The organism is Bacillus sp. SLBN-46, assembly GCF_031453555.1.
Classification (GTDB): domain Bacteria; phylum Bacillota; class Bacilli; order Bacillales; family Cytobacillaceae; genus Neobacillus.
On the sequence record NZ_JAVIZM010000001.1, the window covers coordinates 2,664,393 to 2,681,617 of the forward strand.

At 39.9% G+C, this 17,225-nt stretch carries 16 protein-coding genes; all 16 read left to right on the forward strand.

Annotation, left to right across the window (positions count from 1 at the left end; genetic code table 11):
- Positions 1–49 precede the first annotated feature (49 nt).
- The 16 genes from QFZ87_RS13745 (at position 50) to purU (ending at position 16,796) form a co-directional block, all read left to right on the forward strand.
- Positions 50–712 carry a GntR family transcriptional regulator gene (locus tag QFZ87_RS13745; RefSeq protein ID WP_309862170.1) on the forward strand — a complete coding sequence of 221 codons (663 nt, stop codon included), beginning with the start codon at positions 50–52 and terminating at the stop codon, positions 710–712.
- 55 nt (positions 713–767) lie between these two features.
- Positions 768–1,778, forward strand: coding sequence for an ATP-grasp domain-containing protein (locus QFZ87_RS13750; protein ID WP_309862172.1), 1,011 nt, complete (start codon positions 768–770; stop codon positions 1,776–1,778).
- Between the two features lie 21 nt (positions 1,779–1,799).
- The gene (locus QFZ87_RS13755) at positions 1,800–1,967 is read left to right on the forward strand and encodes a hypothetical protein (RefSeq protein WP_309862175.1); all 168 of its coding nucleotides are present in this window, start codon (positions 1,800–1,802) and stop codon (positions 1,965–1,967) included.
- A gap of 1 nt (position 1,968) precedes the next feature.
- Positions 1,969–2,886, forward strand: a complete 918-nt coding sequence (locus QFZ87_RS13760; RefSeq protein WP_309862177.1) for a succinate--CoA ligase subunit alpha — start codon at positions 1,969–1,971, stop codon at positions 2,884–2,886.
- On the forward strand, positions 2,883–4,238 hold the full coding sequence (locus tag QFZ87_RS13765; protein WP_309862179.1) for an MmgE/PrpD family protein: 1,356 nt from the start codon (positions 2,883–2,885) through the stop codon (positions 4,236–4,238). The genes QFZ87_RS13760 and QFZ87_RS13765 overlap by 4 nt, the downstream gene beginning before the upstream one ends.
- 58 nt (positions 4,239–4,296) lie before the next feature.
- Positions 4,297–5,817, forward strand: a complete 1,521-nt coding sequence (locus QFZ87_RS13770; RefSeq protein WP_309862181.1) for an FAD-binding protein — start codon at positions 4,297–4,299, stop codon at positions 5,815–5,817.
- 8 nt (positions 5,818–5,825) lie between these two features.
- Positions 5,826–6,677, forward strand: coding sequence for a fumarate hydratase (locus QFZ87_RS13775; RefSeq protein ID WP_309862183.1), 852 nt, complete (start codon positions 5,826–5,828; stop codon positions 6,675–6,677).
- Positions 6,678–6,689: 12 nt separating this feature from the next.
- Positions 6,690–7,265 carry a Fe-S-containing hydro-lyase gene (locus QFZ87_RS13780; RefSeq protein WP_309862185.1) on the forward strand — a complete coding sequence of 192 codons (576 nt, stop codon included), beginning with the start codon at positions 6,690–6,692 and terminating at the stop codon, positions 7,263–7,265.
- Positions 7,266–7,417: 152 nt separating this feature from the next.
- The gene (locus QFZ87_RS13785) at positions 7,418–8,347 is read left to right on the forward strand and encodes a hydroxymethylglutaryl-CoA lyase (protein WP_309862187.1); all 930 of its coding nucleotides are present in this window, start codon (positions 7,418–7,420) and stop codon (positions 8,345–8,347) included.
- A 14-nt stretch (positions 8,348–8,361) separates the two neighbouring features.
- Complete coding sequence (locus QFZ87_RS13790) at positions 8,362–9,162, forward strand: enoyl-CoA hydratase/isomerase family protein (protein ID WP_309862189.1); 801 nt, start codon at positions 8,362–8,364, stop codon at positions 9,160–9,162.
- 57 nt (positions 9,163–9,219) lie between these two features.
- Positions 9,220–10,389, forward strand: a complete 1,170-nt coding sequence (locus QFZ87_RS13795; RefSeq protein ID WP_309862191.1) for an acyl-CoA dehydrogenase family protein — start codon at positions 9,220–9,222, stop codon at positions 10,387–10,389.
- A gap of 61 nt (positions 10,390–10,450) precedes the next feature.
- Entirely contained in the window at positions 10,451–11,668 is a 1,218-nt protein-coding gene (locus QFZ87_RS13800) for a CaiB/BaiF CoA transferase family protein (protein ID WP_309862193.1), read from the forward strand.
- 324 nt (positions 11,669–11,992) lie between these two features.
- Positions 11,993–13,357: a type I glutamate--ammonia ligase gene (gene glnA / locus QFZ87_RS13805; protein WP_396133919.1), complete on the forward strand. Its 1,365-nt coding sequence runs from the start codon at positions 11,993–11,995 to the stop codon at positions 13,355–13,357.
- 298 nt (positions 13,358–13,655) lie between these two features.
- Positions 13,656–14,615 carry an aldolase catalytic domain-containing protein gene (locus QFZ87_RS13810; protein WP_309862195.1) on the forward strand — a complete coding sequence of 320 codons (960 nt, stop codon included), beginning with the start codon at positions 13,656–13,658 and terminating at the stop codon, positions 14,613–14,615.
- A gap of 193 nt (positions 14,616–14,808) precedes the next feature.
- Positions 14,809–15,804, forward strand: a complete 996-nt coding sequence (locus QFZ87_RS13815; protein WP_309862197.1) for a hypothetical protein — start codon at positions 14,809–14,811, stop codon at positions 15,802–15,804.
- A 92-nt stretch (positions 15,805–15,896) separates the two neighbouring features.
- The gene (gene purU / locus QFZ87_RS13820; protein WP_309862199.1) at positions 15,897–16,796 is read left to right on the forward strand and encodes a formyltetrahydrofolate deformylase; all 900 of its coding nucleotides are present in this window, start codon (positions 15,897–15,899) and stop codon (positions 16,794–16,796) included.
- The last annotated feature ends 429 nt before the right edge of the window (positions 16,797–17,225 follow it).

A 17,225-nucleotide genomic window follows, 5' to 3' on the forward strand; every position in this document is an offset into this window, starting at 1 on the left:
ATTGGATTTTGTATCCTATCCAAAATGGGATAATGTGAGGTAGTTAAATATGATGGAAAAGAATGGACTCATGATTGAAAATAGAGACACATTACATCTTAGGGTATGTAATTTAATACGACAAGCGATTTTAAAAGGAGATTTTAAACCGGGTGAACGGCTTAAACAAGCGGATCTTGCCGATGCGATGGGGGTAAGCCGCATGCCTATTCGTGAAGCGTTTCAAAAGCTTGAAGCGGAGGGACTCATCAAGCTGGAACCGCATAAAGGTGCAGTAGTAAAGTCAATACATGTAGGGGATATTGAGGAGATATATGCACTCCGTGCGGAACTAGAAAAAATGGCCGTATACCAAAGTATCGAGCATTTAACAGATGAGGACATAAAGCAATTAACTGTTTTGGTGGAGCAGATGGAATTAAGCGAAGATGTGGATGAGTTTATCAACTATAATATCGAATTTCATCGTCTGTTAATTAAACGCTGTACCTGGGAGCGCCTCAATTCGTTTATCAGTACATTATGGAATGGCCTCCCTCAACAAACACCTCATATTTTACATGGCCAAAAGGACACTTCGAATATCGAGCATCGAAGTATCTTAAATGCCGTAATGAATAAGGATAAAGAAACAGCTGCTAACCTGGTTTCCAACCATATTTCTCGCACGGGTAATATGCTAGTAAAGAGTTTAAAAAATGAGGGGAAATAGTCCCCCTCTTTTTTATTAAAATTTGTATCCAATATCCAAAAAAGGCGGTGCTCAGATGGGTAGAATGTTGGAAGACGCCAGTAAAACCATTTTAAAACAAAATGGAGTTCCCGCTCCAAACCACTGGGTTATATCTTCTTCAGATCAAATAACTGAACAATATCTCGAGAATCCCTGTGTACTTAAAGCACTTGTGCCGGTAGGAAAAAGAGGTAAAGCGGGAGCGGTTCAGTTTGCAGAAACCCTTGAGGAGGCAAAGGTGAAGGCAGAACAGCTACTTAAGATGACTGTCAAAAAATATCCAGTCGAAAAGCTTCTAATAGAAGAGAAGATTGATATAAATCAAGAATGGTATGTCTCGATATCCATTGATCGTCAAAAACAACTTCCCGTTATTATCGCCACAACCATAGGTGGAGTTGAGGTGGAAGAGCTGGTGAAAGAAGCACCGAATAAAGTGGTGGTTCACCATATGGACCCCTTTCATCCGTTATATCCTTTTCAAGCAAAGGAAATTTGGAGCGAGCTGGGAGTAACGGGGAAGCCTTTAGTAAAAGCAACTACGGTATTATGTAAGCTCTATGATGTTTTTACAAAGTATGATTGTTATATTTTAGAGATTAACCCACTTGTTCTGACAAAGGATGATAACGTTGTGGCTGCTGCTTCGGTTATGGGGATAGATGACTCGGCGCTCTATCGTCAGCCGGAGCTTACAGGGAAAGTAGAGTCTGGAAGTGAACGTTCATGGAGACCGCTAACACTGTTAGAGAAAGAAATGGTAAAGGTAAATGATTCCGATTACCGAGGTACAGCCCGCTATACGGAAATGGAGGGAGGAAATATTGGTTTTATGTGCGGAGGCGGAGGCGGGAGTCTGCTGAGTTTTGACGCATTAACCCGATTAGGTGTAGAACCGGCCAATTATACAGAAACAGGTGGAAATCCATCGGAAGAAAAAGTTTATCGCCTGACAAAAGGAATTCTCTCCAAAGAGGGGGTCGAAGGGCTTTTTGTCTCACAAAACATCACTAACAATACACAAATAGATGTAATGGCTCAATGAATCGTCAGGGCTTTAAAGGAATTGGAAATCGACCTTACTAGCTTTCCAATCGTCGTTCGGCAGGCTGGAGTGAATGATGAGGAAGGAAAGAGGATATTTGTAGAGGCAGGTATTACTTATTTTGGAGAAGAGCGGACCATTGAAGAAGCAGCGGCTGAGATGGTTAAAAAAATGAAGGAGGTTCGCTAAGATGGCTATTCTTATAGATCAAGATACTCGTTTGGTCGTTCAGGGAATTACCGGAAGAGAGGCCTCTATGGTAGTCAGTCATACGCTTGCATATGGGACAAAAATTTATGCAGGCGTCACACCTGGAAAGGGCGGCCAGTTTGTCCAAGGAATACCTGTTTACGATACGGTGGCTGAGGCCGTTCAGAAACATCAGATAAATGCAAGTCTTATCATCGTGCCACCTGGGTTTGCCCTTGATGCAGTACTCGAATCCATTCAGCAAGGGATTAAATTAATCGTTGTGACCACCGAAAACATTCCACAGCACGATGCTATTAAGCTATTGCATGTGGCACGGAAAGAAGGAGTGACCATTATTGGTCCAAACACAGTCGGGATGATTAACCCCAAGGATAGAATTAAAATGGGATCTATTGGCGGTGACCGGCCGGATCGCTGTTTTGTTCCAGGAAATGTAGGTGTCATTTCCAGAAGCGGGGGCATGACGGCTGAAACTTCCTGGATGATAAAACGGGCAGGATTTGGTGTCACTACCAGTATTGGAATTGGCGGAGATAGTTTAATAGGAACAACCATTAAAGATTTATTAGCACTTTTTGAAAAGGATGAAGAAACAGAAGCCGTGGTTACTTTCTCTGAACCTGGAACAACCTTTGAGGAAGAAGCAGCAGAATTTATGAAAGATGGAGGATTTTCCAAGCCGCTTATTTCATTTGTATCTGGAAAATTTACGGAAAGTCTGCCTGAAGGAACTGTTTTTGGTCATGCAGGTGCAATGATTTCCGGCGATGTGGGGCGCCCATCGACAAAAATGAAAGCGCTTAGTCATGCAGGAGCCATTGTAGTCGAACAGTACGATGACATTATTGATGTTTTAAAAACCGTAGTAGGAAAGAAAGTGGGGGAAGTAAAATGACATTATCAAAAAGGTTGGCTGAATATGTTTACCAAACGAGTTTTCAAGATTTACCTGAACATGTTGTGGAGTTTACGAAAATTTGTATCTTAGATTGGTATGGTTCTGCCCTAGCTGGAAAAGATCTGCCGCCAATCCAAGCAATCAAAGAGCTTGTGGAAGAATGGGGTGGTCATGAACAGGCGAGTCTTGTTACGGGAGGAAAATCATCCCTCGGCAATGCGGTCTTGGTCAATGCCGCCTCTAGTCATATCGTTGAACTGGACGATATTCATAAATATTCTATTATACATGCTGGTACAGTAGTCATTCCTGCAGCAGTGGCAGCTGCAGAAGCATATGACCTTAGCGGGAAAGAATTAATTACAGCAGTTGCCGTCGGCTATGAAGTCTGTTATAGAATTGGGGAGGCTGTTTCCCCGTCCCACTATTATTTTTGGCATAATACTGCCACTTGCGGTACATTTGGTTCAGCGGCCGCCGTTGCAAAACTATTAAACTTAAATGTGGAGCAAACGATGTACGCCTTAGGAAATGCAGGGAGCCAGGCGGCAGGTTTGTGGGAGTTTATCGAAGATGGAGCCAACACCAAACAATTACACACTGCAAAAGCAGCCTATAACGGGACTCTCGCTGCCCTGCTCGCAAAAAAGAACTTCACGTCTGCAACCAAAATATTAGAAGGAAAAAGAGGTTTCTTTGAAGCAATGGCTGAAACAGCTGACCCTTTAAAAATCACCAATAATCTTGGGAATGAGTGGAAGATAACAGAAAATAGCTTTAAAATCCATGCCTCATGCCGCCATACACATCCAGCCATCGATTGTATCCTCGACATCATGAATGAACACTCCATATCATTTCAACAAATTAAGCGAATGACAATTAGAACGTATCAAACTGTTTTAAATATTACCGACAAACCAAATCCAGACAGTGTCTATGCTTGTAAGTTCAGCAGTCAGTTTTGTGCCAGCTTGGCTGCTGTAAAGGGCTCTGCTTCAATACGAGATTTTACTAATGAAAGCTTACGAAACCCTGAGATAGAGGATTTAATGAAAAAAGTAGATGTAATCGTTGATTCCTATTATGAAGAAGCATACCCGGAAAAATGGGGTGCAAAAGTGGAGATTACCCTTGAAAACGGGAAGATATTTGAAAAAGGAACCGACTATCCAAAGGGAGACCCAGAAAAAATGGCTAGTAAAGACGAACTCATTCAGAAGTTTATCTCGATGACCGTAGACAAACTTGCTGACCCTGAAGAAGAGGTAGAAGAGATATTTAAATTAGATAAAATCAAAACGAGAGAATGGCTTAGAAAACAACATATTAGCCAATTACATCATTAATAAGAAACAGGAATTCTCTGATTCTTATCGAACAAATAAAATGGGGAGTTGGAAAAAAATGCCCATGAATTATGACGTCATCGTCGTTGGCGGGGGTCAAGCGGCCCTTGCTGCAGCGATTTCAGCAAGAGAACAAGGGGGACATGTTGCCTTAATTACAAAAGGGAAAGCAGGATTTGGCGGTTCATCCGTTATTTCAGATGGTGTTCAATCGGCAATTTTTTCAGCTGGGGACTCGTCTGAAAATTTCTATCAAGATATTCTACGAGGCGGCAGGTATCTCTCTAATCTTAAATTAGCTCAAATCCTAGCCGAGGAATGTTCCATGAGGGTCAATGAATTGGAAAGTAAATATGGAATTGAACTGGAACGTGAGCGGAAAATATGTACGCCAGGACACTCGTTCCCACGGAGGGTGTATGCGGCAAAGGGTCTCGGAAAAAATACAACGAAGGTCCTAAGGCAATATGCCGTTGAGATCGGAGTTGAATTGTATGAACAATCTACACTGATAGATTTAATTAATGTAGCTCAAGTAATTGAAGGAGTAATCGTTGAAAGCTCAGCTGAATTAATTGCTATTTATGCGCCTTCTACTATCCTAGCTACAGGTGGATTCGGGGGGCTCTATGATTCTACTGATAATCCGAGGGATGTATCCGGAGAAGGCATTGGAATGGCTTGGAGGCATGGAGCCGAGCTTGTGGATATGGAATTTGTCCAGTTTTATCCGTATCGTTTACAGCATCCTGCTAATATCGATGTCATGACAAGAATATTTGGAAAAGGGGCCATCTTGTTAAATGAGGCTTCGCAACGCTTTATGGACAATTTTCCAAGAAAGGAACTGGAAACGAGAGACATTCTAAGCTATGAAATGTTTAAGCAAACGAATGTATACCTGGACTTTTCGGATGTTATCGAAGAGGATTTGGCGAAGGACAGTCCGTATGTATATCGACTGGTCAAAAAAGGATATCTAGGTGAATGGAAGATGTACCCTGTTCAGCATTATTGTATGGGCGGGATTAAAGTAGATGAATGGGGTAGAACGAATATACCAGGGTTGTACGCGTGCGGGGAAACAACCGGCGGCCTCCACGGTGCAAACCGGCTGGGGGGCGGTTCTTTGACAGAAGCACTCGTATTTGGACAACGAACAGGTAAAATGGCTGCACTAGAAGGAGCGTCGGTTTCAAAATCAATCGAGGTCCCACCTTTTGGTATAAATACAATACAGCAAGAAAAAGCCCTGGAAGTGTCTCAGCGAATAAAAGAAATTATGTGGAACCTTGTTGGTATTGAAAGAACATCCGATTCTTTGGAACAGGCAGCAAAAGAATTAGACCTCTTGGGGATTCAGTTAAAGGAAGAAAAAGGAGTCCTTGCATTACAGCTGCAAGATAAAGTCCGTACAGCATGGGCAACAGCTTTCGCTGGAGCCATGAGGAGAGAAAGCAGAGGAGCCCATATCCTGCAAAATGTAAAGTCGGAAAAGAAGGAATGGCAAGGTAACCTTACCATTCACGGGAAAACCATTCAATTCACGAAACAAACAATCAGTGAAATTCAAGGTTAAAGGAGAAGATGGCTTTGCGAACGATTTTCTATGAAGAGATTGTGAACCGGGTGGCAGAAATGTGTCAAGAAGCGAATTTTGAACTGGGCCAAGATGTGATTCAAGCCTTTCGATCTGCGTTAAAAAAAGAAACCTCGGAAACAGGTAGAGACATTTTAGAACAATTGTTACTAAATGCTGATATCGCCCGTTCAGAGCGTGTTCCTATGTGCCAGGATACAGGAGTCTCTGTTTTTATCGTAGAGGTCGGTCAAGATTGCCATATTTCCGGCGGCAGTCTTTACGATGCGATAAATGAAGGAGTCAAAAAAGGGTACGAAGAGGGGTATTTAAGACATTCCATTGTCGACCATCCGATAACAAGAGAAAAAAGTAAGGGTTATAACACCCCTTCGATTATTCATATTGAGATTGTACCAGGAAATGAGTTAGTGATCCATATGTCAGCCAAAGGCGGCGGCAGTGAAAATATGAGTGCCTTAAAGATGTTAAAACCTGCTGATGGATTATCCGGGATTAAAGATTTTATCTTAAGTATTGTAGCTCAAGCGGGACCGAATGCCTGTCCACCGTTAGTTGTTGGTGTAGGGATCGGCGGGAATTTTGAGCGCTGCGCTTATTTGGCAAAGAAATCGTTATTTCGGCCAATTGGACATCGGAGTGACTTGCGCGAAATCGCGGAGCTCGAACAGGATCTTATTGAAAAAATCAATGAGCTAGGCATTGGACCACAGGGAATGGGTGGGAATACAACGGCACTGGATGTAAAAGTTGAGATTGAACCTTGTCATATCGCTGCTCTGCCTGTAGCAGTGAATTTGAACTGCCATGCAAGCAGACATAAAGAAGTCAGAATATAGGAGGCAGCATCGATGTCAGTAGTTCATATAACGAATCCAATAACCGAAGACGAAATAGCAAAATTAAAAGCGGGTGATAGAGTTTTATTAAGTGGAACAATCTATACGGCTAGAGATGCGGCCCATAAAAGAATGATAGAAACGCTGGAAAAAGGAGAAAAACTGCCTTTTAATGTGGATGGACAAACAATTTACTATGTCGGGCCCACTCCTGCAAAGCCCGGACGTGTTATTGGTTCAGCTGGCCCCACTACAAGTGGTCGGATGGATAAGTATACTCCGGCTTTATTGGAACTCGGTCTTAAAGGTATGATCGGGAAAGGGTTCCGTAGTGGAGAAGTCATTGAATCGATGAAGAAAAATAAAGCGATCTATTTTGCTGCAATTGGCGGTTCGGGAGCGCTGATAGCACGAACGATTCAATCTGTTGAGGTCATCGCCTATGAAGACTTAGGCCCAGAAGCCATCTATAAGTTAACAATTAAAGACTTTCCAGCCGTGGTCATCATCGATGGCGAGGGAAATGATTGGTACCAACTTGGAAAACAACAATTTCAGGATCAATATTATGGACAAGGTGCCGATTGAGATAACTGTAGCCTTGTTTTTTTAAAGTTCGGTTTTCTTTTACTTGAATAGTAGTAAATTTGCGAAAATTCAAAAATCTATTGAAATTGTATTTTGGATACAGTATCCTATTTATAAAGAAAATCATTTTTCAGATGGAGGAATCGTATACGATGAATTTAGCTGATACAGTAACAATTTATGAAGTCGGTTTGCGGGATGGTCTTCAGTTAGAATCAAAAATACTAACGGTAGACGAGAAGATAGAAATCTTTTCTATGTTGCAAAAGGCAAATGTGACAGAAATTGAATTTGGCTCCTTTGTCCATCCAAAACTCGTCCCGCAAATGGCGAATACCGCATCGTTTTATTCCCATCTCATGAGATACGATGAGATGCAGCTTGTTGCCCTTGTTCCTAATTTAAAAGGTCTTGAATTGGCAAAACAAATTGGAGTAAAGTCTGTCAATTATGTTTTTTCAGCAAGCGATACACATAACGAACAAAATGTTCGACAAACTACTGAACAGTCATTGGAAAACTTTAAGTATCTAACTCAATTTGCATCAGATAACGACATAATTTTAAACGTTACAGTTGCTACCTCATTTGGCTGTCCCTTTGAGGGGACGGTCCCACCACAACGCATCATGAATCTCATTGAAAAACTTCTTTTACATAACATTAACCGAATTACTCTCGCAGATACAACAGGGATGGCCAATCCTAAGCAAGTATACAATTTAACGAAAAAAGTCGTAAATGAATGGCATAATGTTAAATTTGGCTGCCATTTCCATAATACAAGAGGTATGGGGCTTACCAATATTTTGGCTGGTTTAGAGGCAGGAATCACGATTTTCGATGCTTCCCTAGGCGGGATTGGAGGCTGTCCATTTGCTCCAGGAGCAACAGGCAATGTTTGTACGGAGGATGTGGTTCACATGTTAGAAGAAATGGGTATCGATACGACTATTAATCTAGATGGTCTTATTGCAGCCTCCCACAGGCTGAAAGAATTATTAGAACATGAATTGCCAGGCCAAGTAGCAAAAGCAGGGAAAAGCTCTCGCTTGTATCCTGTACCAAATAAAATAAGTTAAGGGGATGAGAAAGCGTGATAGTCAAAACCTATGAAACCATTAAAGTTGAAAGGGCCGTCGGCCATAAAGGAATTGTATTGGTAACATTAAACCGACCTGAATCGATGAATGCCATGAATACAAAAATGGCGTTGGAATTAATCGAAGCCTTTGAGGAATTAAAATATGACGAAACGGTCCGTGTTCTGGTTATTACCAGCTCAGGAGAGAAGAGCTTCTGTGTGGGAGCGGATTTAAAAGAGCGTAATGGTATGACTCAGAAAGATTGGAAGAAGCAGCATGATGCTTTTGAAAAGGTAACAGAGAGTATCCGAGAATTCCCTTATCCTGTGATTGCTGCTATTAACGGCTATGCACTAGGAGGGGGGCTGGAGATTGCGCTTAGTTGTGACATTCGAACCGCTACGGAACGTGTTGGATTAGGTCTTCCAGAAGCAAAACTGGGGTTAATTCCTGGAATCGGAGGTTCTCAATTACTTTCTCGTATTCTACCAATTGGGCTGGCGAAGGAAATGTTATACACCGGAAAACGAATTACCGCAGAAGAAGGAAAGCAGTGGGGGCTCATTAATCATGTGTTTAAAAGTGAGGCTTTGTTAGATGAAACAATGATCTTGGCAGAAACCATCGCAAATAATGCACCGCTTTCACTAAAAGCGTTAAAGAAGGCTGTTAATAAAGGAACGGAGACAGACTTATCAACGGGTCTTGTTTTAGAATTAGAAGCTTACTATACATGCGCCAATTCTGAAGATCGACTAGAAGGCATTTATGCGTTTAACGAAAAGCGTTTGCCTGAGTGGAAAGACCGTTAAGGGTTAGATAGTCAAAATAACTGTTTGCATAGAAAAATATTCGGAGGGAAGATAAAAATGGCTAATACAAAAATGATGGAAAACACAGAACATGAAATGATTCGGAAAAGCGTTCGATCATTATGTGAGCGCTTTCCTGAAGATTACTGGCGCGAATTAGATGACAAAGACGCCTATCCAACGGCATTTGTTCAAGCATTAACAGAAGAAGGATGGCTGTCAGTCCTAATTCCTGAAGAATATGGCGGCGCAGGACTAGGCATGAAGGAAGCCTGTATCATTCTAGAGGAAATTAACCGTTCAGGCGGAAACGCTGGTGCATGTCATGCCCAAATGTATACAATGGGTGCCCTGCTTCGCTATGGAAATGAGGATCAAAAACAAAGATTTCTACCGAAAATTGCAAGCGGCGAACTTCGTCTCCAAGCCTTTGGTATCACAGAACCTACTGCAGGAAGTGATACAACTAGCATACAAACATATGCCGAAAGAGTTGGAGACAAGTATGTTGTGCATGGGCAAAAGATTTGGACCTCAAGAGCAGAGCATTCCGATTTAATGATGTTATTGGCGAGAACGACACCGAAAGAACAGGTAGCGAAGAAAACAGACGGCTTGAGTTTGTTTATTTTAGACATGAAAGAGCAAGCGGATAAAATTGATATTCGCCCGATTGATACTATGATCAATCATGCAACAACAGAAGTGTTTTTTGAAGGGGCTGAAATCCCGATTGAAAACTTGATTGGAGAAGAAGGAAAAGGTTTCCGTTATGTCTTAGGCGGGATGAATGCTGAGCGAATTCTCATCGCCTCTGAATCCATCGGGGACGGTATGTACTTTGTAGATAAGTCCGTCCAATATGCAAATGAACGGGTCGTATTTGGCCGGTCTATTGGGCAGAATCAAGGGGTTCAATTCCCAATTGCCAGAGGATATATGGATATTCAAGCGGCCAAGTTGATGAGAGATAAGGCGGCTGAGATGTTTGATGTAGGAATTGAATGCGGTGCAGAAGCGAACATGGCAAAATACCTTGCATCTGAAGCAACCTGGCGCGCAGCAAATGCAGCGATGGACACATACGGTGGCTATGGCTTTGCAAAAGAATACAATATCGAAAGAAAATTTAGGGAAGCCCGCTTGTTTATTGTAGCACCAATTACCAATAACCTGGTTGTAAGCTATGTTGGACAGCATGTCCTTGGGCTACCACGGTCATTCTAATATCGACAATCTGAAGGGCCTAAAGACAAATAGGTCCTTTCTTGGAAAAGGGGGAGCCAAAATGCCAGGACCATTAAACGGAATTCGAGTAGTGGATGTGACGACAAATATTTCAGGTCCCAGTTTAACGATGATTCTAGCTGATTTAGGGGCAGAAATCATTAAAATTGAAAGGCCTGATATTGGTGATGATTCACGAGGGATGGGCCCATTTTGGGAAGGGGAAGGGGTCTATTTCCTTCATATTAACCGGAATAAACAATCAATTGTTATTGATTTAAAAAAAGAAAGCGGTCGTGAGATAGTCTATGATCTTGTTAAGACGGCGGATGTATTTGTAGAAAACTTCCGGTATCAAAAAGCGGAAAAAATGGGACTTGGTTATAAGCGCTTAAAACAACTCAATCCCTCGCTGGTGTATTGTTCTTTATCTGCATATGGCCAAAATGGCCCTTTATGTGATCGCCCCGGCTATGATGCTATTGCCCAGGCTGATTCAGGGATTATTGGGATTAACGGAGCGGAAGGAGCGGAAATCGCCCGCGTTCCAGTATCAGTCTTAGATCAAGGCAGTGCAATGTGGGGAGCGATTGGAGTCATTTCAGCCTTGTTTCATAAGCAAAAGACAGGAGAAGGACAATTAGTCACCACTTCCCTTTATGAAACAGGCGTTTTTTGGGTTGGCTATCATATGTTATCATGGTTGGCGACTGGGGTCGAGCCCAAGAAAAATGGTGCCGGTCATACTGCCTTCGCGCCATATGGAGCCTTCCAGGCAAATGACGCACCTGTCATCATTGGTATTTCAAATAATTCATTATTTAAGCGACTATGTAAAGTGCTAGGTAAGGAAGAATGGGTAGAGGATCCGCGCTACAAAAATAACCCTGAGCGAGTTCGGAATAGAGAAAATTTACGCGTGGCTATTGAAAACATTCTTCAAGCAAAGACAGCAGACGAATGGGTTCAGCTTTTAGCAGATGCAGGAGTTCCAAGTTCGAAAGTGAAAAAAATATCAGAGGTAGTCCAGGATCAACAGGCAGAATCAATCGAGATGTGGACCGATGTCCAACACTCCACTATTCAAGACTTTAAACTGCCAAGACTACCGTTTCAGCTCAGCACCTCGCCTGTAGCGATTCACCAGGCTCCACCTAAACTAGGAGAGAATTCGAAAGAAATATTAGAAAAACTTGGTTACCAACAAGAAAAAATAAAACAATTTCTACATGATGGTACAATTCAAATGGACAATAAAAAAATTGAATCACCTAATTAGTATTTCAATAAGAAAATGCTTGGATTGTCGATCAATCTAAGCATTTTTTATTTAATTAGAGTAGATTGGACTACATCCGTTATTCCTTCTAAAATATAAATATTATTGCATTTTATTGTATATTTATTAATTTGGTACAAATGCCAAATTTAGTATAAGTATGAATACCTACAGAGAAAACATGAAAACGCTTACTGAAATGTCAGTATAAATATTCAAAAAATATAGTTAAAAAAGATTGTCAAACTATCTTTTTTTAACTATAATCATAGTATTAATTAATGATGTCATAAAAACTAACATGAAAATGAGAGGTAATGTAACGTGGCTGAAACACTTATTTCAAAGACACCTGTAGATGCAACAACTTTAGAACAAATTAAAGAAACAATCAAAGAAAAAAGCGTTGAACTATTACATTTGCAATTCGTCGATATCGAAGGGATCCTAAAACACATCACTGTTACAAGTGAGCAATTAGAAGATGTAGTAGAAGGTAAAATGATGTTTGATGGCTCCTCAATTAAAGGTTTTTCACCTATTAATAAATCAGACCTTTACCTTCAACCAGACCTAGCTACGTTTGCTGTTCTACCTTGGACAGTTGAAGCGGGTTATGCGGAGGGTCGATTCTTATGCTCTATTTACAATCCAGACGGAACACCTTTTGATGGAGATACAAGAAATGTTCTAAAGAAAACGGTAGATCGTGCGGCTGATCATGGTTACACCATTTCAGTAGGACCTGAATTAGAGTTTTTTCTTTTTAAAACGGATGAAAATGGGTATGCAACAGAAGAAATCAGTGATAAGGCAGGCTATTTCGAACCTTCACCACATGATTTGGGCGAACGTGTCCGTTTAGAAATTTACCGTGCGCTAAAAGCAATGGGCTTTACCATTGAGGCATCTCACCACGAAGTAGCGGAAGGGCAGCATGAAATTAACTTTAAATATGCAGATGTACTTACGGCAGCAGACCTTGCAACTACATATAAGTGGGTTGTAAAGACCGTTGCGAAGAAATTCGGATTACATGCTACATTTATGCCAAAACCAGTTTTTGGAATTAACGGTTCAGGTATGCATGTTAATATGTCTTTCTTTGAAGGAAGCGAAAATGCCTTCTATGATCCATCAGATGAGTTACAATTATCGGAAAAAGCGTATCAGTTTATTGCAGGTGTACTAGAAAATGTAAAGAGCTTTACAGCAGTAACAAATCCGCTAGTAAACTCTTATAAGCGTTTAGTACCTGGTTATGAAGCACCTTGTTATATCGCATGGTCTGCTTCAAACCGCTCAGCGCTTATTCGTATTCCAGCAAAGAAAGGTCTCGCTACACGTGTAGAATTACGCTGTCCAGATCCTTCTTCAAACCCTTACTTAACATTTGCAGTCATTGCTTCTGCTGGGTTGGATGGAATTGAAAAAGAATTACAAGCACCAGCTCCAATTAATGAAGATATCTTCCACATGACAGAGGAAGAAAGAGCATTCCTAGGCATTGATAACTTGCCAGGAAGTTTAGCTGATGCATTAAAAGCATTAGAATCAGGAGAGATTGCTTCGAAAACATTAGGTCAGCACGTATATAGTGAGTATGTTTCTATGAAGAAAGCGGAATGGGATAGCTACCGTACAGCAGTTCATGCGTGGGAAATCGATAACTATCATACTAAATTCTAAATAAAAAAGCAGGGCAGGGCTGACGATAAACTTTTTGTCAACAGCATCAGTGTCCCTGCTCTTTTTAATAAATTGACTATGCTAAAGGTCGATGTTGATTTTATAACTTGTTGATTGTATTGAAAATCAACATCCTTGTTAAAAATGATTACTTTTAATAAGTCGAATTTTCGGAAAAAGATTGACTCCGTTCAACAACCGTGATATAAACACAATAAGATATTTTAGTGCTTAAAAGCGTAAAAGGTAAATGAACATATTGATAAAAATGTGACTAATAGGGGGATTAATTAATTTTATGGAACATCATACCAAAATTTTGGACTGTACTATTCGTGACGGAGGTTTAGTTAACAATTGGGATTTCAGCGTTGAATTTGTTCAAGACTTGTATAATGGTCTAAGTGAAGCAGGTGTGGAATACATGGAGATTGGTTACAAGAATTCTCCTAAGCTTCTTAAAGCAACTGAACCCAATCCATGGAGATTTCTTGATGATAACTTTCTTAAAGAAATTATTCCTGTGAAAAAGTTCACGAAGCTATCGGCTCTTGTCGATATTGGCCGAGTTGATCCCAATGACATATTACCTCGTGAGCATAGTGTTTTAGACATGATTCGAGTTGCTTGCTATATTCGAGAAGTAGATAAGGGCTTAGAACTTGTACAAATGTTTCATGATTTGGGATATGAAACTTCACTAAACATTATGGCTTTATCAAGTGTCCCTGAACAACAGCTTATAAAAGCGTTTGAATTGGTGAAGGAAAGTCCTGTCGATGTTGTATATATCGTTGATTCTTTTGGAAGCTTAGACCCTATTGATATTGAGCACCAAGTAAAAAAGTTCAAAGCGATGGTACCTAACAAACAACTTGGAATTCATACACATAATAACATGCAGTTAGCGTTCGCAAATACATTAACTGCGATCCGAAATGGGGTTACATTTCTTGATTCTTCTGTTTATGGCATGGGTCGTGCGGCTGGTAACTGTAACACTGAGCTACTCGTTAGCTACATACAGAAATCAAGCTATGAGATTAAACCTGTTCTTGGCGTAATTGAAAAACACATGCTTGAAATGCGTCAAAAGTGGGAATGGGGCTATATCATCCCTTATATGATTTCTGGTGTACTTAATGAACATCCACGTGTCGCCATGGCTTATCGTGATAGTACCGATCGTGATAAATTCGTAGATTTTTATGACAAGGTAACATCGCCCGAAGTCTCTGTGGCTACAGCTACGAAATAGGTCAGCCTTTTATAAACTCTTCAATGAGGGTAAATCACAAAGATATACTACTAGAAACGTCCTTAGGGGCGTTTTTTAAATCATTCATGTGAACATTTTCACAAAACGTTCAATATTAGGTTGGATATGAATCTGATTTATCCTGTATATTAACACTATAGTCATATTGTTTATATAACTAGGGGGATTACTGATGAAAAAAATATTTCAGATACTATTAGTATTAGGACTTATAATGACACCTTTTTTTGCACAAGCTCATGTGAAGTGGTTCACAAATGTTGCTCCACATAAAGAGTCTATTGAACATATACTTTCTCCGATGTTTTTATTTTTTACATTACTTGCAGCTGTTGTTTTAGCCACATTAACATTGATTATTCCAAAAATGGCAGAATGGGGCCCAGTGAAAAAAATGGAGGATCGTCTTTCTAGTTTAAGAAAGTATTCTCGATATTTATTAAAATACGGAACAGCCATTGCGCTAATGATTCAAATGATAAATGGAACATTATTTGCTCCTGAGTTCCATGTCACTAATACATTCATTTCCGTTATAACGTGGGTTACCATTGGATTTTTATTGATTCCGCATCATATCTCAACTAAAATTGGTGCTTCTATTCTCTTAGGTTTATTTATTTATGTAACCATCCATCATGGAATTTTCTATATGCTAGACTACGGATTTTATGTAGCAATCATTGGTGTTCTATTAGTTGGAAGTACTAAGCTTGAGAAGGCGGGGTTTCCATTTCTCTATTTGGGTACAGGATTATCGCTTAGCTGGGTTGCCGTTGAAAAATGGGTGTATCCAGGTATGGCATTAGATATTGTCACTAACCATCATGTGCCTACATTTGGCTTTGAACCAGGATTGTTTGTTGTTATGGCAGCTTTTATCGAATTTGTCGTAGGTTATTTATTAGTTGTCGGTATTTTAAATCGTGTGCTAGGTTTTGTGGTAACAGGGATTTTTATCTCAACAACGATGCTCTTTGGAATGACAGAAGTGATCGGCCATTTTATGATTCACATTGTTTTAATCATCTTCATAATTGAGGGTGTTTCATTCTATAACCCACCAATTAAAATGCATAAAACAAAAACAGATCAGTTTATCTTTGTATTTTTAAACTTCATTTTTGTTCTAGCGACCTTTTTATTGATTTACTACCGTTTTGCATAAGAATCTTTAGTTAAGAATTTTCAAATAATTATTTAACTAATAAGGGCAACTAATGTATAATGTTTTAAACAATGATAGAGAGGTCCTTGCCAATGAACTCATATATTAAAAATCAAATCGAATTATTCCAAGAAAAGAATCAGAATCGTGGATGTCTATTAGTTAGTTGTCCCGATCAGCCAGGTATTGTTTCAGCCATATCAAAATTCTTGTTTTCATATAATGCAAATATTATTGAATCAAGTCAATATTCAACCAATCCTGAGGGAGGAACATTTTTCATTCGTATTGAATTTGAATGCCCGGGTCTAAAGGAAAAAGCGAAAGAAATGGAAAAACAGTTTGCAGAAATTGTTGATAAGTTCTCAATGGAATGGAATTTTACTCATGTATATCATGTGAAAAAAGCTGCAATCTTTGTATCAAAAGAACTGCATTGTTTGCTTGAGCTTTTATGGGAATGGCAAAGTGGAGATTTGATGGCTGACATCGCACTTGTCATAAGCAATCATGAAAACGCAAGAGAGGTTGTCGAAGGGTTGAATATCCCGTTTTATTATGTTCCAGCAAATAAAGAGATTCGCGGACAAGCCGAAGAAAGACAACTTCAACTATTAAGAGAGTATGAGATTGATTTCGTTGTATTAGCACGTTATATGCAGATCTTATCACCGAAATTTGTTGAGGAAAATCCAAATAAAATTATTAATATTCACCATTCATTTTTACCGGCCTTTGTTGGTGCAAGGCCCTATGAAAGAGCATTTAACCGTGGTGTAAAATTAATAGGAGCGACTTCTCATTATGTTACCAATGACCTTGATGAAGGACCGATTATTGAACAGGATATTAGTCGTGTCGATCACCACGATAATGTTGAAAGTCTTAAAAAAATTGGTAGAAAAATTGAAAGAAGCGTATTGGCTCGAGCGGTAAAATGGCATATAGAAGACCGTATTATTGTTCATCAAAATAAAACGATCGTTTTCTAAGAATCCCTTTTTATAGGGATTTTTTTAAAAGATTAGAATGTATAAAATTTGTTACTGCCACAGTCCATGATAGTGTGGTAATTTATGTCCCGGATCCAATGAAAAGAAGCCCACCGGTAAATAGAAGAAGTTTCTAATGCCCGAGCTAAGGGAAAAAGCTCACGACTGGTAAATAGAAGAAGTTTCTAATGCCCGAGCTAAGGGAAAAAGCTCACGACCGGTAAATAGGAGAAGTTTCTTGACCTAATGGATGATGGGGACCTAATGGCTCCACCAATGTTTTCATGCGAAAAATATGGTGAGCAAATGTATCAAGGATATTATGAGGGAGTCCATGGCATAAAATACAGATTATCGGATATTCACTAACAAAAAAAGGGCCGGGCGGTTTTGGAGGGCACTGAAAAAGTCCTCTAAATAATTTAAGCA